Source organism: Microbacterium commune (genome assembly GCF_014836945.1).
Classification (GTDB): Bacteria; Actinomycetota; Actinomycetes; order Actinomycetales; family Microbacteriaceae; genus Microbacterium; species Microbacterium commune.
On sequence record NZ_JACSPX010000001.1, the window covers coordinates 89849 to 110108 of the forward strand.

A 20260-nucleotide genomic window follows, 5' to 3' on the forward strand; every position below is an offset into this window, starting at 1 on the left:
CGTCAAGAGGTCAGCCAGTCACCGCGCCCTGTGCGGCGGAGCGCACGAGACGGGAGTACTTGGCGAGGACACCACGGGTATAGCGCGGGGGAAGAGGCTCCCAGCCTTCCCGGCGGGAGCTCAGCTCTGCCTCCTCGACGAGTAGCTCGAGGGAGCGAGCCGCGATATCGACCCGTATCAGATCACCATCGCGCACGAAGGCGATGGGACCAGCGTCCACCGCTTCGGGTGCTATGTGGCCGATGCACAGGCCGGTTGTGCCGCCTGAGAATCGTCCGTCTGTCAAGAGTAGTACATCTTTTCCGAGGCCGGCGCCCTTGATGGCCGCGGTGATGGCGAGCATCTCGCGCATGCCGGGTCCGCCCTTGGGTCCCTCGTAGCGGATGACGATCACATCGCCGGCGTTGATCTCTCCCGCGGCCAGCGCGTCCATCGCGCCGCGCTCGCGCTCGAACACCCGTGCGGGGCCCTCGAACACGTCGGCGTCGAAGCCGGCCGACTTCACCACCGCGCCCTCCGGCGCGAGCGAGCCGTGCAGGATCGTGATGCCGCCGGATGCGTGGATCGGGTTGTCGAAGGTGTGGATGACGTCGCCGTCGACCGGATCGGGGTTCAGGTCGCGCAGGTTCTCGGCGACGGTCTTGCCGGTCACCGTGAGGGCGTCTCCGTGGATGAGTCCCTCGTCGAGCATCGCCTTCATGATGACCGGGATGCCGCCGTGGCGGTCGACGTCGTTCATCACGTACTTGCCGAACGGCTTCATGTCGGCCACGTGCGGGGTGCGGCTGCCGATGCGGTTGAAGTCGTGCAGCGACAGCTCGATGCCCGCCTCGTTGGCGATCGCGAGCAGGTGCAGCACGACGTTCGTCGACCCGCCGAGGGCCATCGCCAGCGCGATCGCGTTCTCGAACGACTCCTTGGTGAGGATGTCCTTCGTCGTGATGCCCTGGCGCAGCAGGTTGACGACGGCCTCGCCGGAGCGGTGAGCGAAGTAGTCGCGGCGGCGGTCGGCTGCGGGCGGAGCCGCGGAGCCGGGCAGGCTCAGACCGAGCGCCTCGGCGACGGATGCCATGGTGTTGGCCGTGTACATGCCGCCGCACGCGCCCTCGCCGGGGGCGAACGCGCATTCGATGCGCTTGAGGTCCTCTTCCGACATCCGACCCGCCCGACAGGCGCCGACGCCCTCGAACGAGTCGATGATCGTGATGTCCTTCTCGGTGCCGTCCGAGAGCTTCACCCAGCCCGGGGCGATCGATCCGGCGTACAGGAACACGCTCGACAGACCGAGGCGGGCGCTGGCCATCAGCATGCCGGGGATCGACTTGTCGCAGCCGGCGAGCAGCACGGTGCCGTCGAGACGCTCGGCCATGATGACCGTCTCCACCGAGTCGGCGATGACCTCGCGAGACACGAGCGAGAAGTGCATGCCCTCGTGGCCCATCGAGATGCCGTCCGAGACGGAGATCGTGCCGAACTGCAGCGGGTACCCGCCGCCCGAGTGCACGCCCTCCTTGGCGCCCTGTGCGAGCCGGTCGAGGCTCAGGTTGCAGGGCGTGATCTCGTTCCAGCTCGACGCGATGCCGATCTGCGGCTTGTCCCAGTCCGCGTCGCCCATGCCCACGGCGCGGAGCATGCCGCGGGAGGTGGTCGCCTCGATGCCGTCAGTGACGACGCGGCTGCGGGGCTTGATGTCGATGTCTGGCTGGGCGCCCGACGTGCCGGGCTGAGAATCGCGGGTGGACATGACGGAAGTCTATTCCGGCCGGGCGGCCCGTTCCGACGCGATGACTTCCAGAAGTTCCGCGATCTGCTGTGGGGATCCCACACGCAGCGCGGCGGCGGTCTCCCCCGGTCCGACGCGCACCCCGAGATCGTCGCCGGTCAGCACCCGCAGGGCGTCCTCGTCGGTCACGTCGTCGCCCGCGAACAGGATGCCCGTGGCGCCCGTGCGCTCGCGCAGCACGGCGATCGCCGTGTCCTTGCCCTCGTCGCGCGAGGAGTACTCGAGGATGCGGTCGCCGGTGCGGCGGCGCCAGTGCCTCGCCCGACGCGCGAACACCTCGTCGACGACGCGGAACGCCTCGCGCTCTACTTCCTGCCTGGCGGGGCGTCCGTGGATGCCGATCCCGAACGTCTTGCTCTCCAGCTCGACGCCCGGGTAGCCGCTCAGCAGAGGAGCGAGCTCTTCCAGCAGAGCGTCGCGCAGGGCGCGGTCGGGGTCGTCGACACCGGCATCCGCCCCGCTCTCCCCCGGGTACCAGTACTGCGCGCCGTGGGAGCCGGCCAGCACGATCGACGACTCGTCGTCGTGCTCGGCGATCTCGCGCAGGTGCACGAGGCTGCGTCCCGAGACGAAGGCGACCGTCGTGCGCGGGAGAGCCGTGAGGTCGGCGATCGCCTTCTTCACGGCGGGGATCGCGCGTGCCGACATGGGCTCCGTGACGAGCTCGGATGCCGTGCCGTCGAAGTCGAGGGCGACCAGCAGCGTCTCGGTGCGGGCGATCGCCGACACCGCCGGATCGGCGGAGCCGGGGTGCCAGTCGCGGGTCATCCGTGCGCTCCCTCGTGTCGACGGTGGCGGGTTCGTCCGGCCTGTTCGAGAGCGCGGAGGAACGACTGCGACCAGGCGTCGACATCGTTCTCGAGCACGCGCTTGCGCAGCGCCCGCATCCGCTTGCTCTGCTCGGCACGGGGCATCTCGATCGCGCCGACGATCGCGTCCTTGACGCCCTCGATGTCGTGCGGATTGATCCGCAGCGCCTGCCGCAGCTCGTCGGCGGCTCCGGTGAACTCGCTGAGCACGAGCACGCCGCGGTTGTCGGCGCGGGTGGCCACGTACTCCTTCGCCACGAGATTCATGCCGTCGCGCAGCGCGGTCACGAGCATGACGTCTGCCGCGAGGTACATCGCGACCATCTCCTCGCGCGGGAATCCCTGGTGCAGGTAGCGGATGGCCGTGTGCCCGAGCGTGTCGTGGTCGCCGTTGATGCGTCCGATCGCCAGCTCCACCTCGTCGCGCAGGTGCATGTACGCGTCGACGCGCTCGCGACTCGGGCTGGCGACCTGGATGAAGGCGACGTCCTCGACCGAGATGCGCCCCTGATCGAGCAGCTCCCCGTACGCCTTGATGCGGTGGCGGATGCCCTTCGTGTAGTCGAGTCGGTCGACGCCGAGCAGGATGTGCTTCGGGTTGCCGAGGCCCTCGCGGATCTCGAGCGCTCGCGCGCGGATGTCCGGGCGCTGGGCCAGCTCGCGGTACGGGGTGGTGTCGATCGAGATCGGGAACGCCTTCACCAGCGGCATCCGCCCGTCGGGCAGAGTGATGCTGGAAGCCTTGGTCTCGTGACTCAGGCGGCGCTTGGCCGCCGCGAGGAAGTTCGCCGCGTCCTGCGCGCGCTGGAATCCGATCACGTCGGCGCCCAGCAGTCCGCGCAGCACCTGGTCGCGCCAGGGAAGCTGGGCGTAGAGGCCGTGCGAGGGGAACGGGATGTGGTGGAAGTAGCCGATCGTCACGTCGGGGCGCAGGCCACGCACCATCTCGGGAACGAGCTGCAGCTGGTAGTCGTGCACCCACACGGTCCCGCCCTCGGCGACGGCGTCGGCCGCCGCCTCGGCGAATCGCCGGTTCACCTCGACGTAGGCCTCCCACCACTCGCGGTGGTACTGCGGGGGCGCGATGACGTCGTGGTAGAGCGGCCAGATCGTGTCGTTCGAGAAGCCCTCGTAGTAGTCCTGGATCTCCTGCTCGGAGAGGGTCACCGGAAGCAGCCGGATGCCGTCGGCCTCGAACGGCTCGATCTGAAGGTCCGCCTGCCCTGCCCAGCCGACCCACGCGCCGTCGACGCTGCGCATCATCGGCTCCAGAGCCGCCACCAGCCCACCGGGAGAGGTGCGCCAGATCTCCTCGCCGTCGGGTGTGAGGATCCGATCGACCGGAAGGCGGTTGGCGACGACGACGAACTCTGCGGCGACCATGAGACTCCTCTGCTCGGTGACTCCAGGCTATCGACGACCGCGGCGCGGGTTACGGGGGTTGACGGGTCGCCCTCAGCGCTGCACAGGACTGATCAGTCGATTCGCGATGCCGGCGATCAGCACGATCGCCGCGGCGATGAGCGGCAGGACCAGCGCGACGGGCGTGCCGGCGCTCTCGGCGATCGCGCCGGTGCCGGCGGACGCCACCGCCTGGCCGACGACGACGCCTGAGCCGAGCATGGTCATGACCGTCGCCGAGCGCCCCCGCGGGCTGCGTGCGGCGCCGAGACTGTACTGCGTCACGATGGTCGGCCCGACGCCGATGCCCACCAGCGCGAGAGCGATGGTCATCGCGGTCACCGAATCCGCGATCGCGAAGAGCACCGAGCCCGCCACAAGGATCGTCGCGAACACGATCCACCGAGCGTGCAGCGTGAAGCGCGGCGGCAGCCACGCGACACCGAGGGCGAGCACCGCGGAGCCGACACCCATCACGCCGTACAGCAGCCCCGCCTGCTCGGGGGCACCGCGGTCCGCCATGAACGAGGTCAGTGCGGTGAGTGCGGCGCCGAAGAACAGACCGACACCGAAGATCCCCGTCACCACGACGAGCAGAACGGGCCGGAACAGTTCGCCCACGGCCGACGGGGCGCGGCCCTCGGCGTCCCGCTCGACCGAGACGTGGCGTCCGGTGGGGTGCAGCGCGAACGCGCCCACGAAGAGAAGAGTCAGCGCGGACGCGATCGCGATGGGGGCCCACGGCGCGATGAACGACGCAAGGACGCCGACGAGGAAGGGTCCGAACACGAACACCGTCTCGTCTGCGGCCGACTCGTACGACATGGTCGCCGAGGTCGTGCGGGCTCGCTGCATCTCGGGCATCCGCTCGGCGATGATCGTGACCAGCCGCGAGCGCGACATCGGCGAGACCTGCGGTGCGGTCGCGCCGATGGTGAAGGCCGATGCCAGCACGACGACGTCGGCGGCGGGCGCGTACACGATCAGGGCGAAGACGGCGAGCATCGCGGCGTTCAGCACCCCGCACAGCAGCAGCACCGGTCGCTGCCCCCACCGGTCGGCCGCGGCGCCGAGGAAAGGGCCGACCAGAGCGGTGCCGAAGCCGACGGCGGCGGAGGTGAGTCCGCCGAGACTCAGCGAACCGCGGACGGCGACCACCATGGTCAGCACACCGACGACCATCATGGCGAACGGCAGTCGCGCGATGAACGCGATCACGAAATAGGGGATGCCGGTCAGCCGCAGCAGGCTCGGCGAAGAGGCGGTGATCTGTGTCATGTGGCTCTCACACGTCAGAGGACGCGGGTCAGGTGCCGCCGTTGTCCGCCGGGATGCCGGCGGCCGGTAGATACACAGCAGGATCTGCTGTCAACCCTACCCGAGCATCCGGTGCCCTCGGATAGCGTGGGGGCATGCGTTACCTCCTTCGCACCGGACTCTTCAGCGCCATCTCCACGGGATGGACCCTGCTGCGCGGTTCGCGCGGCCAGAAGTTCACGTGGCGGGCCATCCTCGCCTGGGTCAGCTGGGCGATCACGCTCTCGCTCGCGATCGGTGCGGTCAAGGACATGCGCCGCCTCGACAAGGGTCTGCCCGTCTCGGCCGACTCGCCGTTCGCGCCCAAGCCCGACAAGAAAGAGCGTCGCGAGAAGCGGCGCGACGAGGTCAAGCGCCTCTCGAAGCAGCGCTGATCCCCGTCCGTGCCGCGCGCTCGGCGCGCAGGCGGTGGGTGCGACGGTCCGCGTCGGGCATCAGCGGGTGAGGATCAGCGCCTCGCCCTGACCCCCGCCACCGCACAGGGCGGCGACCGCGGTCCCCGATCCACGCCTGACGAGTTCGTGCGCGAGGTGGACGACGAGCCGCGTGCCACTGGCGCCGATCGGATGCCCGATGGCGATGCCGCCGCCGTGCACGTTCACGATGTCGTTCGACAGCCCCAGCTCCTGCTGCGATCGCGCGACGACGGCCCCGAACGCCTCGTTGATCTCCACGAGGTCGAGCTGCTCGACCGTGATGCCCTGCTTCTCGAGCGCGCGCTCGATCGCGCGCGCCGGCTGCGCCTGCAGCGAGTTGTCGGGCCCGGCGGTCTGACCGCTCGCTCCGACGACGGCGAGCACCGGCCACCCACGGGCATCCGCATTGTCGCGTGTCGTCACGATGACCGCAGCGGCGCCGTCGGAGATCTGCGATGCGTTGCCGGCGGTGATCGTCCCGCCCTCCGCGAAGGCCGCTCGCAGACCCGCGAGCGACTCCACGGTGGTGTCTGGACGGATGCCCTCGTCGTTGGTGACGATCACCGGGGCGCCCTTGCGCTGCGGCACCGGCACCTCGACGATCTCGGCGTCGAAGACGCCCTCCGCCTGAGCCGCGGCTGCGCGCTGGTGGGACCGGGCGGCGACGGCGTCCTGGATCTCCCGGGTCATCTCGAACCGCGGGTTGTGCCGCTCGGTCGAGGCGCCCATGCTCTCGCGGTCGTAGGCGTCGGTGAGGCCATCGTGGGCCATGTGGTCGAGCACCTCGACGCTGCCGTACGTCCATCCGTCTCGTGAGCCCATCAGCAGGTGCGGGGCCCTGGTCATCGACTCCATGCCCCCGGCGACCACGGTGGTCGCGTCGGCGGTGCGGATCATGCGCGCCGCGTCGATGATCGCCGTGAGCCCCGAGAGGCAGACCTTGTTGACCGAGCTCGCCGGCACGTCCCATCCGATGCCGGCGCCGATCGCGGCCTGGCGCGCGGCGTTTTGGCCTGAACCGGCGGAGAGCACCTGACCCATGATCACCGCGTCGACGGCATCCGGAGCGATCCCCGCCTGCTCGAGCGCACCCCTGATGGCCAGCGCGCCCAGCTGCGGTGCGGTGAACGACGCCAGCTGCCCTTTCAACCGCCCCTGCGGGGTGCGGGCGGCGGCGACGATGACGATGTCGCTCATGAGTTCTCCTTCAGGGTCTCTGCGATGCTCAGCTCGGGTTCGGTGGCAGCGATGACCTCCTGCACGCTCACGCCGGGGGCCGTCTCGACGAGCACGAGACCCCGCTCGGTGACGTCGATGACGGCGAGGTCGGTGATGATCCGGTCGACCACTCCCCTGCCGGTGAGCGGGAGCGAGCACTCGTCCACGATCTTCGCCGAGCCGTCCTTCGCGACGTGCTCCATGAGGACGATCACGCGCCGGGCGCCGTGCACGAGGTCCATCGCGCCGCCCGGGCCCTTGACCATCTTGCCGGGGATCATCCAGTTGGCCAGATCGCCGGTGGCCGAGACCTGCATGGCGCCGAGGATGGCGGCGTCGATCTTGCCCCCGCGGATCATGCCGAAGCTGGTCGCGGAGTCGAAGAACGCCGCCCCGGGCAGCAGGGTGACCGTCTCCTTGCCTGCATTGATCAGGTCGGGGTCGACGTCCTCCTCCATCGGATACGGGCCGACCCCGAGGATTCCGTTCTCGGACTGCAGCACGACGGTCACATCGTCGGGCACGTGATTGGGCACCAGGGTCGGCAGGCCGATGCCGAGGTTGACGTACTCGCCGTCGGCGAGCTCCTGCGCGGCGCGGGCTGCCATCTCGCTGCGGGTGAGCGCCATGATCAGGCTCCTTCCTGGGTGCGGGTGGTGCGGCGCTCGATGCGCTTCTCGATGTCGCCGCCCACCTCGACCACACGGTGCACGTACACGCCCGGCAGATGGATGCTGTCGGGATCGAGCTCTCCCGGTTCGACGAGCTCCTCGACCTGGGCGATGCAGATGCGCCCCGCCATCGCGGCGAGGGGATTGAAGTTGCGCGCCGCCTTGTTGAACACGAGATTGCCGTGCCGGTCTCCCCGGAGCGCGTGCACCAGCGCGAAATCGGTCCTGATCGCCTCCTCGAGCACGAAGTCGCGCTGCTCCCCGTCGACGTCGAAGCTGCGGACATCCTTGACGGGCGAGGCCACGGCGATCGACCCGTCGGGGTTGTACCGGCGCGGGAGGCCGCCCTCGGCGACCTGGGTGCCGACGCCCGTCTGGGTGAAGAAGGCGGCGATGCCCGAGCCGCCGGCACGCAGCTTCTCCGCGAGGGTGCCCTGCGGGGTGAGCTCGAGCTCGAGGTCGCCCTCGAGGAACTGCCGCTCGAACTCCTTGTTCTCGCCGACGTACGAGGAGGTCATCTTGCGGATCCGACGTGCGGCGAGCAGGATGCCCAGGCCCCAGTCGTCGACACCGCAGTTGTTGCTGACCACGCTGAGGTCGCCTGTGCCGTGGGCGTGCAGCGCCTCGATGAGGGCCATGGGGTTGCCCGAGAGGCCGAAGCCGCCGACGGCGAGCGTGGCACCGTCCGGGATGTCGGCGACGGCCTCCGCCGCGGATGGGAACTGCTTGTCGATCAAGACCACTCCTTCGTGTGCGGTGCTTCCAGCATCGGTCCGGTCGACCCGGTGGGCAAGGCGGTGCTTGCGATGTGGTCGCATTGCGCGATAGCGTCCACATTGTGGAATCACCGCTTCCATCGCGTCGCACCGTGCCCGGCGCGCAGGCGGTCGCCAGGGCGGCCGCGCTGCTGCGTCTCGTCTCGGCATCCGCCGACGGCGCCAGCCTGCAGACGCTGTCGCGCGACGCCGGGCTCAGTCGCTCGACCGCACATCGTCTGCTCACGGCACTGCGCGTCGAGGGCCTCGTCGACCAGGACGAGGACACCGCCCGATGGATGCCAGGGCCCGAGCTCTATCTGATGGGAACCGTCGCCGCGGCACGGTACGACATCACCGAGCTGTCGCGCGACATCGTGCGCTCCCTCGCCGTCAAGACGGAGGAGAGCGCGTTCCTGTCGACGCGACGGGCCGACGAGACCGTATGCCTGGTGCGCGAGGAGGGGTCGTTCCCCATCCGCTCGTTCGTGCTCAGCGAAGGGGTGCGCTTTCCCCTCGGCGTCGCGAGCGCGGGGCTGGCCGTTCTGGCATTCCTTCCCGACCACGATGTGGATGCCTACCTGCAACGACACCCGGAGCTGGAGAGCCGGTGGGGCACGGCGCACGGCGACGAACCCCTGCGGCGCCGGCTGCGCGAGACGAGGGCCCGCGGGTATTCGGTGAACCCCGGTCTGATCGTCGAGGGGTCGTGGGGCATGGCCGCGGCTGTGTTCGACCGTCAGGGCCGACCGGAGTGGGCGCTGAGCATCACCGGCGTGGGGTTCCGCTTCGCCCCCGATCGTCTTCCCCTGCTCGGTCGCACCCTGCTCTCGCATGCTCATCAGCTCTCGTCACGGGTCGCGACCGCCCGGCACTGAGGAGATAGATACCACTAGGTATATACTAGGTGGTATGCATAAAGCCGAAGCGATCACCGCCATCGTGCTCGCCGCGCACGCCCTCGCCCGCATCGCGGCGCACGACGCCGGGAACGATGCGCCCTCCGCGCAATGGCGCACCCTCAGCATCCTCGACCAGCGAGGCGGAATGCGTCTCGGCGCCCTGGCATCCGCCGCGCGAACCACCCAGCCGGGGATGACGCGGCTGATCGGTGCGCTCGAGAGCGCCGGGCTCGTCGAGCGTGGCGCCGACCCCCGCGACTCACGAGCCACCGTCGTCACCGCGACAGCGGCGGGCATCCGCGCACTGCACGAATGGCGCACCGAACTGGGCACGACTCTCGCGCCGCGCTTCGACGACCTGGGCGATGACGACTGGCGGGCGATCGAGCGCACCGCCGCCATCCTCGGCGAGCGCGCGCAGAGCACGCCCGACGACATGACAGGAGCACGCGGATGAGCGGAACACCCCAGGGATCGATCTGGCGCCAGCCGGCACAGGTGTGGGCGGTCGCCTTCGCCTGCGTCGTCGCATTCATGGGCATCGGCCTGGTCGACCCGATCCTGCCCGCGATCGCCGAGTCGCTCGAGGCCTCACCGGTCGAGACTGAGCTGCTCTTCACCAGCTATCTGCTGGTCACCGGCCTCGCGATGCTCATCACCAGCTGGATCTCCAGCCGGATCGGCGCGAAGGCGACCCTGCTCGTCGGCCTCGGCCTGATCGTGGTGTTCGCGCTGCTGTGCGCACTCAGCGGCAGCGTCGTCGGAGTGATCGGGTTCCGTGCCGGGTGGGGGCTGGGCAACGCGCTGTTCATCTCCACCGCGCTCGCGACGATCGTCGGCGCGGCAGCCGGAGGCAGCGGCGCCGCCATCGTGCTCTACGAGGCGGCGCTCGGCCTGGGCATCGCGGTCGGCCCGCTGCTGGGCGGGCTGCTCGGCGAACTCAGCTGGCGAGGCCCGTTCTTCGGCGTGGTGGCGCTGATGGCGATCGGGTTCATCGCGGTGCTCACCCTCGTGCGCCCAGACGGCGAGCGCCGGGAACCGATGCCGTTCTCCGCACCGTTCCGCGCACTGCGTCGCCCTGCGCTCGCCGTTCTCGCCGTCGCCGCCCTGTTCTACAACATCGGGTTCTTCGTGCTTCTGGCGTTCTCGCCGTTCCCTCTCGGGTTCGGCGCCATGGGCATCGGCCTGACCTTCTTCGGCTGGGGCGTCGCTCTGGCGGTGACCAGCGTCTGGGTGGCTCCCGCTCTGATGCGGCGCACCTCGCGTACATCGATCATGCTCGTCGCCCTGGCGCTGCTGGCCGTCGACCTCATCGCCGCAGGCATCGTCGTCGCCAGCCCCGCCGCTCTGGTGGTGTGCATCGTCGCCGGGGGTCTGCTGCTGGGCGTGATGAACACCGTTCTGACCGAGGCCGTGATGGAGGCGACCGACCTGCCCCGGTCAGTCGCCTCGTCGGCGTACTCCGCCGTGCGCTTCCTGGGCGGTGCGATGGCGCCACCCACGGCCGCAGCCCTCGCGCACGCCTACGGCGACACGGTGCCCTACCTCTTCGCCGCCGGAGCCGTGCTGCTCGCCGCCCTCACCGTGCTCCTCGGTCGACGGGCGCTCGCCCACATCGACGAGTCCGGCAGCGACGAGGGCGAGGATGCCGCGGCCGTCCTCATCGGGGACGCGACGTGATGCGCGGCGAGACGGTGCGCGCGGTCATGCGTGCGGGGTGATCACTCCACCATCAGGTCGTCGATCTCGAGGTCCTCGTCGAGCAGGCAGTAGATGATCAGGTCCGGGTACTCCTCCGGGGCGATGAAGAGCAGCGTGATGCCGCCGTCACCGAACACGACCACCCCGTCGAGCGCGATGTCGTCCCTGAGCGCCTGCAGCGCCTCGACCATGTCGACCTCATCATCGTCGTCCTCGTAGGCGGCTTCGGTGAGCGCTTCGACGACCTCGCCCTCGCGCCCGTCGAGGATCTCCTCGGTCAGCCGCGCCAGGGCATGCTTCACTGTCTCCTGCATCGTGTCGAGGTCGGGAAGATCCTCACGCTCGATCGGATCCTCATCCTCGTCGCCCTGCTCGTCGTCGTCCTCGTCGTGGTCGAACTCCTCGTCGAATTCGTATTCGACCGTGACGCGTCGACCTCCGGGCAGTTCGACAGTCGCGGTGAGCGCGCCGTCCTCATCGGTGTCGATGTCATCGAGATCGATCATGAGAGCCACCTCCTGTCCGCCATGTTCCCACCGGCGCGCCCGAGACGGAAGAGGCTCGTTCCGCGCGGTCGCCATTCGGCACTGCCCTAAGGTCGTGGCATGAGAAGAACGCGCGGACGGGTCGTCGACGTCGACACGCTCGAGGACTTCGACCGCCGTGTCGCGGCCGGCGTCCGTTCACTCTCCGGCTGGCGGATGCGTGCACTCGACCTCACAGAGCGAAGCAGCGCCCTGAGGTCGGTCGAGGTCAGCGGAGCCCTGTTCCTGGGCTGCAGCCTGAACCTCGCCGACGAGTCGTCGGTGCGGGCACGCGGCGCGGTGGTGTTCCCGGAGGTGCCTGGCATCCCGATCGACACCTACCGCACGACGTTGTACACGCCCACCGATCTCTTCGACGCCGCCGACTACGGCGACAGCCTCGACGCGCGCACCTACGCCTGGTCGGAGCGCGCGACGTCCAGGGATGCCGCGCTCGCGAAATCGCTGCACGATCACACCATCGATGTCGCGCTCGCCGAGTGGGTCGCCGGCAGGCGCCTCGTCGGCGTCATGGGCGGGCACGGCGTGGTGCGCGGCAGTCGTGAGTACGCCGACGGCGTCGAACTCGGGCAGCGGCTGTCCGCGGCGCTGACCGTCGCGACCGGCGGCGGTCCCGGTGCGATGGAGGCCGTCAACCTGGGTGGGTATCTGGCGGGCCGAGGAGCGGATGCCAGGGAGCGCGCGCTGTCGATGCTCGCCGCGGTGCCGAGCTTCGCCCCCAGAGTCGCCGCGTGGGTCGATGCCGCGTTCGCCGTGCGTCGGGAGTTCCCCGACGGCGGCGACTCCCTCGGCATCCCCACCTGGCACTACGGGCACGAGCCGCCCAACCCGTTCGCCAGCGCCATCGCGAAGTACTTCCGCAACGCGCGGCGCGAGGCGATCCTCCTGGAGGTGTGCCAGGCCGGGATCGTGTTCCTGCCCGGCTCGGGCGGAACCGTGCAGGAGATCTTCCAGGATGCCTGCGAGAACTTCTACGCCGACGAGTCGTCGGTCGCGCCGATGATCCTGGTCGGGCGTGAGTACTGGACCGAGCAGTACCCGGCCTGGCCCCTGCTGGCCGCGCTCGCCGCCGGACGGCCGATGCAGCACCACGTGCACCTCGTCGACACCGTGCAGGAGGCGGCCGAGCTGGCCTCGCGTGGCACATGACACCGTGACCCGCCCGGCGAACCGCGGGGATTTGGCGCGACCCCCGGCCGCTGGTAATGTAATTCCTCGGCCGGGGAAATCTTCCCGGGCCACGCACCTCTAGCTCAATCGGCAGAGCAACTGACTCTTAATCAGTGGGTTCAGGGTTCAAGTCCCTGGGGGTGCACGGACAGCCCCGGTAGATCTCGCCATCTATCGGGGCTCTCTGCATGTCAGGGCCATGAGGAACAGCAGTCGCGTGGAGCGATCCCGAGCCCGACGGCACCGCGCCGGTCAGAGGTCGAACAAGCCGATCGTCCCGACGTCGACATCCACCTCGACGTCCACGTCGGCGTACGGCTGCTCTTCCGGCACCGCCCACGGCGGCACCACCGCGATCGTCACACGCCGATCCGCAGACATGAGCACACGCAGGTCGGTGCCGTTCGCAGCGGTGATCTGCACGAAGCGGTGGTGATCGACGGCCTCCTGAACGACGTGCTGCAGCTCATCCATGTCCTCTGTCGCGGAGAGCACGACCGTCGCACCGTCTATGGAGATCGTCTTTCGAGCATCAAGTGCAGAGTCGGCCATGCCCACACGTTAGCCCTCGGCGCGAGATCCACCGATGGGGTTGCGAGGCGGCACCGGGAGAGAGAGCATGGATGCCCTCGGCGCTCGGATCCCGGCTGTCAGGGGAGCCGCGCGGGACGGACGGAACGGATCGTTTCGTGTCTGGACCGATATCCTGCAGGCCGGTTCGAGCGAGGGACGCGGCTTATCCTGGATAGGTGACCGACACCCGCGATGACGCCGACCTCACTGCCGATCTCGCGCTCGCGCTGCGGCTGGCCGACGCCGCCGACGCCCAGTCGCTCCCCCGCTTCGACGCGGCCGATCTGCAGATCTCGCGCAAGGCAGACCGCTCGCACGTGACCGACGCCGACTTCGCCACAGAGCGCGCGGTCCGCGAGCTGCTGGCCGCTGAACGCCCCGGCGACGGCATCTTCGGCGAGGAGTACGGTGCGCAGGGCGACTCCCGGCGTCAGTGGATCATCGACCCGATCGACGGCACCGCGAACTTCCTGCGCGGCGTGCCGCTGTGGGGCACGATGATCGCCCTCGCGTTCGACGGTGTGCCGCGCGTCGGGGTGGTCAGCATGCCCGCGCTGTCACGCCGCTGGTGGGCCGCAGACGGCCTCGGCGCGTGGACGAACACTGCCGACGCCCCCCGCCGCCTGTCGGTGTCAGACGTCGACTCGCTCGGCGACGCGAGCATCAGCTTCCAGAGCATCGCCCAGTGGGCCGACGCCGGACGGCTCCCCGAGCTCCACGCCGTCGCCGATCGCGTCTGGCGCGACCGCGCATACGGTGACGTGTACAGCTACATGCTGCTCGCCGAGGGCCGCATCGACATGGTCGCCGAGTTCGACGTCAAGGAGTACGACATCGCCGCGGCCGTGGCGATCGTTCGAGAAGCGGGCGGCCGCATGACCGCCTTCGACGGAACCGAGACCCTGTCGGCGCTGTCCACGCTCGCCACGAACGGCATCCTGCACGACCGTTTCCTGTCCCTGTTCCGCGACGCGCGCCTCCCCTGAGCGCGCCGCTGCCCCTCCCCCTCCCCCTCCCCGGATCCCCCTTATGAGCCCCCGCATCCCCCTCACCTTCAGCGCGCTCGCAGCCGTCCTGATGCTGGCATCCTGCGCCGCCCCTGACCCCACGCCCCCGCCCTCCTCTAGCCCGTCGACGAGCGCCGAGCCGACGACCGCCGCGACCACGGCTCCGGTCGACGTCAAGACGCCGACGCCCGGCGCCGAACCCACCTGCAAGACGATCATCACCCCGGGAACCGTCGAGGCCCTGACCTCCCAGGGATGGACCTCGAAGCAGGAGGAGCTGCGCATCGGCGAGACGCTCGTCGAGGACGGTCTGCTGTGCATGTGGGCCGACTTCAGCACGGCGTCCGACCACGGCCAGATGTACGGGTGGGGAACACTCGACGCGCGCACCGCCGACGTCGCGCAGTCGAACCTGAAGCGGGACGGCTGGCTGCGATCGACCGACGGCGATCTGGTGTACTTCACCGAGGACCCCGCGTACGCCATCGCGACCGACGAGGACGGCTTCGGCATGACCTACGAGTTCGGCGACGGATGGGTGAAGTTCGCCGACACGAAACAGGGCCTGCTGCTCATCGAATGGAAGGGATGAGCGAACAGGCCCTGGGGTGAAGGCGCCGCCCGCGGGCGGCGCCTGACGTCACTTCTGGCGCTGACCCCAGCTGTCGGTGCGACGCGTCGCCGAACCGCGCTGGCGCATCACGTAGGCCATGGCGAGGCTGACCAGGATGATGCCGGCGCTGAAGGCCACGCCCTGCCATGCGGGCATCTCCCAAGAGGCGCCGAGAAGCCACATGCCGCCCAGGAACAGCACGAGGAACACGATGAAGTCGACCATGTCGAAGCCTTTCCGATCGTCGGATTACCCCCTCAGCTTACCGGTCTGACGGGCGGCTCCGCGGCCGCATCCGTCGAGCGCGCGCGGCTAGAGTTGGGGCATGCCGAGGAGCCGACCGTGACCGCGACGACCGGCCGCCCGTCCCGCCGCGGGCGCCCAGGACACGACCGCGCCGATGTGATCCGTGTCGGCGTTCAGCTGTTCAACGAGCAGGGCTACGACGCGACCTCGGTGGCAGATCTGACCGCTCGGCTCGGGGTGACGAAGTCCGCGCTGTACCACCACGTCGACTCGAAGGAGCAGATCCTCCAGATCGCCCTCAACGAGGCCCTCGGCGGCCTGGAGGATGCTCTGCAGGCGGCGCTCGGGCATCCGACCGCCGACGCACGGCTCACCGCCATCGTCGACGGCGCCGTGCGCGTGCTGACCGAACGGCTGCCGCAGGTGACCCTGCTGCTGCGTCTGCGCGGCAACAGCGACATCGAGCTGGCCGCCCTGGAGCGCCGCCGACGCTTCGATCACACGGTGACCGGTCTCGTGCGGGAGGCCCAGGCGGAGGGACTCGTGAGAGCGGATCTGGATGCCGGTGTGGCCACCCGCCTGATCTTCGGGATGATCAACTCGGTCGTCGAATGGTACCGACCGGACGGCCCCGTCGACCCGGAGCTGCTGGGCGCCGAAATCCGGACGGTCGCGCTCGACGGGCTGCGCCCGCGAGCGTGACGCGGCAGACGACACGCCAGGACCGATGTTCCACAGTGACAGCGGCTTGGTGGAGCTGGGGGGAATCGAACCCCCGTCCGACGCTGCTCATCCACGTCTTCTCCGGGCGCAGTCTGTGAAAGCGTTCTGCTCGGCTCCGACCTTTGTCACAGACACCTAAGTCGACGAGCCCAGTCTGGGAAGAGTCCCACGTGACGTCCAGACGCCGTCACGCAGCAAGATCCCTAGATGACGCCAGGGTCCGTAGCGGGATCAGCTACGGTCTGACGGACTATCGGGCTCGCTTAGGCAGCGAGGGCGAAGTCGTTGCGCTTGGTTTCGGCAACTATGGTTTTGCAGGGAGCGTTCACGAGATAACCCTGCATCCTCGGCCCGCTTCTCGTCGATACACAGGCGCCGTCGAAACCGATCAGCCCCGTGAACCTTCTTGCGAAGGAGCCGCTGTCACACTGTGGAATTATCAGCGGGAGCAGGTGCTCCCGAGCATCACAGACTACAACGGATCGACGCCGGATGCTATTCCGCGACCGACCTGTCGCCCGTGTGCCGTACAGTCGCTCGCATGAGCGAAGTCATCATCACCGTCCGCGGCGAGCACGAGCTGAGAGTCGCACCCGAGCGCGCCACGATCAGGCTCACCGTGGCACTCGACGGCCCCGAGCGCGAAGAGGTCGTCCGTCGCGTGCTCGCGCTCGCCGAACCTGTGCGCGAGGACATCGTCGCGCGGGAGCAGGCCGGCAGCGTGACCGCGTGGACGAGCCAGCGGCTGAGCGTGTACGGCGAGCGCCCGTGGAACGCCGACGGCCGCAAGCTCGCACCCGTGTATCGGGCGAGCATCGACTTCACCGCCACCTTCGCCGACATCTCGGAGCTCTCGCTCTGGGCCACGGAGCTCGCCGGTGAGGACGGCATCGCACTCGGCGGCGTCGACTGGCATCTCACCCCCGAGACCGAACGCGAGGTGGAGCGCGAGGTCGCCACTCAGGCTGTCGGCGTGGCCGTGTCGCGCGCGCAGGCCTACGCCGAAGCGCTCGGACTGCGCACGCTCACCCCGGTGGAGATCGCCGATCGAGGCCTGATCTCCGCCGAGACTCCCACCTTCATGCCGGTCGCGATGCGCGCCGCCGGCGGCTTCGATGCGTCACCTGCGATGGAGTTCCAGGGCGAGGAGATCACCGTCTCCGCCACCGTCGAAGGCCGCTTCTCGGCATCCTGACACCGGCTGCGCTGCGGGCGGATCCACCGCCCGCAGCACACTCGTCAGCTGATGGCGAAGGGTGCCAGCTCGGCAGCCAGACGCTCGGACACGTGCGCGTGCACTGCGGTGCCGTTCTCCTCGTGCTCGGCCGAGATGAGCACCCCGCTCTCGTGCACCGCCGAGACGAGATCCCCTCGGTCGTACGGCACGAGCGCGCGCACCTCGATCGCGGGCATCGGGAGTCGGCGCTCGATCTCGGCGCGCAGCTCGGCGATGCCCTCGCCCGTGCGGGAGGAGACGAAGTGGGCGTCGGGCGCGAGACCGCGCAGCACGAGTCGTTCGTCGTCGTCGATCAGGTCTGCCTTGTTGAACACGACGATCTCGGGGATGTCGCGGCCGCCGACGTCGCCGATCACGTCGCGCACCGTCTGCAGCTGCGCCGACGGGTCGGGATGCGAACCGTCGACGACGTGCACGAGCAGGTCGGCCTGGCCGACCTCCTCCAGCGTCGAACGGAAAGCCTCGACCAGCTGGTGCGGCAGATTGCGCACGAAGCCGACAGTGTCGGCGAGCGTGTACACGCGGCCGTCGGCCGATTCCGCACGCCGCACCGTGGCATCGAGGGTCGCGAACAGGGCGTTCTCGACGAGCACGCCCGCGCTGGTCAGCGCGTTCAGCAGGCTCGACTTGCCGGCGTTCGTGTACCCGGCAATCGCGACCGACGGGATGGTGTTGCGCTTGCGCTCGGCGCGCTTGGCGTCGCGTGCCGGCGCGAAGTCGCGGATCTGCTTGCGCAGCTGCGCCATACGCGTGCGGATGCGGCGGCGGTCGAGCTCGATCTTCGTCTCACCCGGTCCGCGCGATCCCATGCCCGCGCCGCCGGCGCCCACCTGGCCACCGGCCTGCCGGCTCATCGACTCACCCCAGCCTCGCAGGCGCGGGAGCAGGTACTCGAGCTGCGCCAGCTCGACCTGCGCCTTGCCCTCGCGGCTCTTCGCGTGCTGGCTGAAGATGTCGAGGATCACGGTGGTGCGGTCGATGACCTTCACCTTCACGACGTCCTCGAGTGCGCGTCGCTGGCTGGAGGCGAGCTCGGTGTCGGCGATCACCGTGTCGGCGCCCACGGCGGCGACGATCTCCTTGAGCTCCTGCGCCTTGCCCCGACCGAGGTAGGTCGCGGGGTCGGGGTGCGGCCTGCGCTGCAGCAGTCCGTCGAGCACCACCGCACCGGCCGTCTCGGCGAGGGCCGCGAGCTCGCGCAGCGAGTTCTCGGCATCCTCCTGCGCGCCCTGCGGGTACACGCCGACGAGCACGACGTTCTCCAGGCGCAGCTGCCGGTATTCGACCTCGGTGACGTCCTCGAGTTCGGTGGATAGTCCGGCGACGCGGCGCAGCGCGTGCCTGTCCTGAAGGTCCCACTGCTCGCCGTCCGCGTCGGTGTGGGCGGCGGATGCTGCATCCTGCAGCGCCTGGGCGGTGCCGAACACGCGTGCCTGAGTACGCGGCTCGGCGTTCGCGAGCACGCGATCCAGGGCATCCTGTGTGCTGTTGTCGTCGTTGGGGTTCGTCATCCGGTGGTGAACTCTGTCCTCTCTGAGAAGCGCCTTAACCTTAGCCCGCGACGTCCGGTACGCTCACTGCATGCCGTCGTCCGATCATTACTTCAGTGCGGCCCCGGCCAGTGCCGAGAACCTTCGAACCATCACCGTCCCGCTCGCGGGCCGTGAGCGTGCGGTGACCACCGCAGGCGGCGTGTTCAGCCCTGACCGCCTCGACACGGGCACCGCGGTGCTGTTCGCCAACATGGCTCCTCTGCCGCCGAGTGGCAACTTCCTCGACCTCGGGTGCGGTTGGGGTCCGATCAGTCTCACCATGGCCCTCTCATCGCCGAACGCCACCATCTGGGCTGTCGACGTGAACGAGCGGGCCCTGGATCTGACCCGACGCAACGCCGAGTCTCTCGGCCTCACCAACGTCAACGCCGTGAAGCCGGAAGATGTTCCCGCTGATGTCGTGTTCACCACCATCCGCTCCAACCCGCCGATCCGGGTGGGCAAGAGCGAGCTGCACGACATGCTGGAGCGCTGGATCCCCCGTCTCGACGAGCGCAGCGACGCGTGGCTGGTCGTGCAGCGCAACCTCGGCTCCGACTCGCTGCAGCGGTGGATGTCGACGGTCTTCTCCCCCGGCTTCAGCGTGACGCGCGCAGCGACCGGGAAGGGGTATCGGATCCTGAAGGTGCGTCGGCACGGCACGCCGCCGACAGCCCCGATCACGCTGCCCGGATGACCGACCGGCCTCAGACGAGGTCGATCTCGCCGCGGTAGACCAGTTGCGCGGGCCCGGACAGTGCGACGTGCTCCCCGTCTTCGGCGGGGAACATCCGCACACCCAGCACTCCACCCGGCACCTCGACGCGCCAGTGGTGCGGTGCGCGGGCGCCCGCCCAGTGGCGCACCGCCAGGGCGGTAGCCGCGACCCCCGTGCCGCAGCTGAGCGTCTCGCCCACGCCGCGTTCGTGCACGCGCATGCGCACGTGCCCGACGCCGTCTCGCACCAGGGGCTCCGCCGGGACGACGAACTCGACATTCGCGCCGTCGACAGGCGCGGGGTCCAGCACGGGAGTGGGATCGAGGTCGAGCCCGGCCAGTTCCTCGTCGGATGCCAGAGCGACGACCACATGAGGGTTGCCGACGTCGATGCCGAGCCCCGGTCGGGGCACGGAGAGACCGGCGGCACGGGCGAGCGGCTCGCCACCGGAGAGCTTCCACAAGCCGAGATCGACCTGGTAGCCGTTCTCCGAGCGCATCACATCCCGCACACCCGCTCTCGTGCCGATCGGCAGCGTCGACCCGCTCTCGATCGTCGCGAGACCGGCGCGCAGCAGATAGTGCGCGAAGACCCGGATGCCGTTGCCGCACATCTCGGCGATCGAGCCGTCGGCGTTGCGGTAGTCCATGAACCACTCGGCATCGGGCTCCTCGGCGAGAGCCGCCGCACCCTCGGGCAGCGCACGGGAGCGCACCACTCGCAGCACGCCGTCGCCGCCGACGCCGAAGTTCCGGTCGCAGAGCGCCTGCACCCGGGCGGGTGTGAGGTCGAGTCCGCCGTCGACGTCCTCGATGATCACGAAGTCGTTGCCGGTGCCGTGCCCCTTGGTGAATGCGACCATGCGAACAGTCTAGGGAGGCGGCGCACCGGCGACACGGCAGCGACCGCACAGGAAGCTGCGG

The 20260-nt window shown here is 69.5% G+C and carries 22 protein-coding genes, 1 tRNA gene and 1 other RNA gene; 11 read left to right on the forward strand and 13 right to left on the reverse strand.

Annotated features, from left to right (window positions below):
* Nucleotides 1-10: 10 nt before the first annotated feature.
* From ilvD to H9633_RS00475, 4 genes are all read right to left on the reverse strand, one after another.
* Nucleotides 11-1744, reverse strand: a complete 1734-nt coding sequence (ilvD, locus tag H9633_RS00460) for a dihydroxy-acid dehydratase (RefSeq protein WP_071640904.1) — start codon at nucleotides 1742-1744, stop codon at nucleotides 11-13.
* A gap of 9 nt (nucleotides 1745-1753) precedes the next feature.
* Nucleotides 1754-2551, reverse strand: a complete 798-nt coding sequence (otsB, locus tag H9633_RS00465; RefSeq protein ID WP_071640906.1) for a trehalose-phosphatase — start codon at nucleotides 2549-2551, stop codon at nucleotides 1754-1756.
* The gene (locus tag H9633_RS00470; RefSeq protein WP_191711726.1) at nucleotides 2548-3975 is read right to left on the reverse strand and encodes an alpha,alpha-trehalose-phosphate synthase (UDP-forming); all 1428 of its coding nucleotides are present in this window, start codon (nucleotides 3973-3975) and stop codon (nucleotides 2548-2550) included. Before H9633_RS00470 ends, otsB begins: the two co-directional genes overlap by 4 nt.
* A 72-nt stretch (nucleotides 3976-4047) precedes the next feature.
* Nucleotides 4048-5271, reverse strand: coding sequence for an MFS transporter (locus tag H9633_RS00475; protein WP_071640910.1), 1224 nt, complete (start codon nucleotides 5269-5271; stop codon nucleotides 4048-4050).
* A gap of 134 nt (nucleotides 5272-5405) precedes the next feature.
* Here H9633_RS00475 and H9633_RS00480 point away from each other — a divergent pair, with 134 nt between their 5' ends.
* On the forward strand, nucleotides 5406-5684 hold the full coding sequence (locus H9633_RS00480; protein WP_071640912.1) for a hypothetical protein: 279 nt from the start codon (nucleotides 5406-5408) through the stop codon (nucleotides 5682-5684).
* Nucleotides 5685-5744: 60 nt separating this feature from the next.
* Here the strand turns inward: H9633_RS00480 and H9633_RS00485 are convergent, their stop codons facing one another.
* The 3 genes from H9633_RS00485 to H9633_RS00495 are packed head-to-tail and all read right to left on the reverse strand — an operon-like array spanning nucleotide 5745 to nucleotide 8352.
* Nucleotides 5745-6923 (reverse strand): acetyl-CoA C-acetyltransferase, encoded by a 1179-nt coding sequence (locus tag H9633_RS00485; protein ID WP_191711727.1) that lies wholly within the window; start codon nucleotides 6921-6923, stop codon nucleotides 5745-5747.
* Nucleotides 6920-7573 carry a CoA transferase subunit B gene (locus tag H9633_RS00490; RefSeq protein ID WP_177243778.1) on the reverse strand — a complete coding sequence of 218 codons (654 nt, stop codon included), beginning with the start codon at nucleotides 7571-7573 and terminating at the stop codon, nucleotides 6920-6922. The genes H9633_RS00485 and H9633_RS00490 overlap by 4 nt, the downstream gene beginning before the upstream one ends.
* A gap of 2 nt (nucleotides 7574-7575) precedes the next feature.
* On the reverse strand, nucleotides 7576-8352 hold the full coding sequence (locus H9633_RS00495; protein WP_191711728.1) for a CoA transferase subunit A: 777 nt from the start codon (nucleotides 8350-8352) through the stop codon (nucleotides 7576-7578).
* Nucleotides 8353-8453: 101 nt separating this feature from the next.
* On the opposite strand from H9633_RS00495, the gene H9633_RS00500 reads away from it, so the two are divergent.
* From H9633_RS00500 to H9633_RS00510, 3 genes are read left to right on the forward strand one after another with little or no spacing between them, the layout of a single operon-like run.
* A complete protein-coding gene (locus H9633_RS00500) occupies nucleotides 8454-9248 on the forward strand; it encodes an IclR family transcriptional regulator (RefSeq protein ID WP_071640918.1) in 795 nt (264 codons plus the stop codon).
* Nucleotides 9249-9282: 34 nt separating this feature from the next.
* Entirely contained in the window at nucleotides 9283-9729 is a 447-nt protein-coding gene (locus H9633_RS00505) for a MarR family winged helix-turn-helix transcriptional regulator (RefSeq protein WP_071640919.1), read from the forward strand.
* Entirely contained in the window at nucleotides 9726-10952 is a 1227-nt protein-coding gene (locus H9633_RS00510; protein WP_191711729.1) for an MFS transporter, read from the forward strand. Before H9633_RS00505 ends, H9633_RS00510 begins: the two co-directional genes overlap by 4 nt.
* 41 nt (nucleotides 10953-10993) lie before the next feature.
* Here H9633_RS00510 and H9633_RS00515 read toward each other — a convergent pair whose 3' ends face one another.
* Entirely contained in the window at nucleotides 10994-11479 is a 486-nt protein-coding gene (locus H9633_RS00515; protein WP_191711730.1) for a hypothetical protein, read from the reverse strand.
* A gap of 99 nt (nucleotides 11480-11578) precedes the next feature.
* On the opposite strand from H9633_RS00515, the gene H9633_RS00520 reads away from it, so the two are divergent.
* Entirely contained in the window at nucleotides 11579-12667 is a 1089-nt protein-coding gene (locus H9633_RS00520; RefSeq protein WP_191711731.1) for an LOG family protein, read from the forward strand.
* A gap of 93 nt (nucleotides 12668-12760) precedes the next feature.
* A tRNA-Lys gene (locus H9633_RS00525) sits at nucleotides 12761-12833 on the forward strand.
* Between the two features lie 107 nt (nucleotides 12834-12940).
* Here the strand turns inward: H9633_RS00525 and H9633_RS00530 are convergent.
* Nucleotides 12941-13240: a hypothetical protein gene (locus H9633_RS00530; protein WP_071641044.1), complete on the reverse strand. Its 300-nt coding sequence runs from the start codon at nucleotides 13238-13240 to the stop codon at nucleotides 12941-12943.
* A 197-nt stretch (nucleotides 13241-13437) separates the two neighbouring features.
* On the opposite strand from H9633_RS00530, the gene H9633_RS00535 reads away from it, so the two are divergent.
* Both H9633_RS00535 and H9633_RS00540 read left to right on the forward strand, forming a co-directional pair.
* Nucleotides 13438-14247, forward strand: coding sequence for an inositol monophosphatase family protein (locus H9633_RS00535; RefSeq protein WP_191711732.1), 810 nt, complete (start codon nucleotides 13438-13440; stop codon nucleotides 14245-14247).
* A gap of 43 nt (nucleotides 14248-14290) precedes the next feature.
* Complete coding sequence (locus tag H9633_RS00540) at nucleotides 14291-14860, forward strand: hypothetical protein (RefSeq protein ID WP_191711733.1); 570 nt, start codon at nucleotides 14291-14293, stop codon at nucleotides 14858-14860.
* A 48-nt stretch (nucleotides 14861-14908) separates the two neighbouring features.
* On the opposite strand, the gene H9633_RS00545 is transcribed toward H9633_RS00540, so the two are convergent.
* Nucleotides 14909-15106, reverse strand: a complete 198-nt coding sequence (locus H9633_RS00545; protein ID WP_071642404.1) for a hypothetical protein — start codon at nucleotides 15104-15106, stop codon at nucleotides 14909-14911.
* Nucleotides 15107-15223: 117 nt separating this feature from the next.
* Here H9633_RS00545 and H9633_RS00550 point away from each other — a divergent pair, with 117 nt between their 5' ends.
* Entirely contained in the window at nucleotides 15224-15829 is a 606-nt protein-coding gene (locus tag H9633_RS00550) for a TetR/AcrR family transcriptional regulator (RefSeq protein WP_191711734.1), read from the forward strand.
* Between the two features lie 47 nt (nucleotides 15830-15876).
* Here the strand turns inward: H9633_RS00550 and ssrA are convergent.
* Nucleotides 15877-16246, reverse strand: a transfer-messenger RNA (tmRNA) gene (ssrA, locus tag H9633_RS00555).
* 145 nt (nucleotides 16247-16391) lie between these two features.
* Here ssrA and H9633_RS00560 point away from each other — a divergent pair.
* Complete coding sequence (locus H9633_RS00560) at nucleotides 16392-17045, forward strand: SIMPL domain-containing protein (RefSeq protein ID WP_191711735.1); 654 nt, start codon at nucleotides 16392-16394, stop codon at nucleotides 17043-17045.
* A 44-nt stretch (nucleotides 17046-17089) separates the two neighbouring features.
* Here the strand turns inward: H9633_RS00560 and hflX are convergent, their stop codons facing one another.
* Complete coding sequence (gene hflX, locus H9633_RS00565; protein WP_071642398.1) at nucleotides 17090-18598, reverse strand: GTPase HflX; 1509 nt, start codon at nucleotides 18596-18598, stop codon at nucleotides 17090-17092.
* Nucleotides 18599-18668: 70 nt separating this feature from the next.
* Between hflX and H9633_RS00570 the strand changes: the two genes are divergently transcribed.
* Nucleotides 18669-19316 carry a class I SAM-dependent methyltransferase gene (locus H9633_RS00570; RefSeq protein ID WP_071642396.1) on the forward strand — a complete coding sequence of 216 codons (648 nt, stop codon included), beginning with the start codon at nucleotides 18669-18671 and terminating at the stop codon, nucleotides 19314-19316.
* 10 nt (nucleotides 19317-19326) lie between these two features.
* On the opposite strand, the gene dapF is transcribed toward H9633_RS00570, so the two are convergent.
* The gene (gene dapF / locus H9633_RS00575) at nucleotides 19327-20199 is read right to left on the reverse strand and encodes a diaminopimelate epimerase (protein WP_191711736.1); all 873 of its coding nucleotides are present in this window, start codon (nucleotides 20197-20199) and stop codon (nucleotides 19327-19329) included.
* Nucleotides 20200-20260 lie beyond the last annotated feature (61 nt).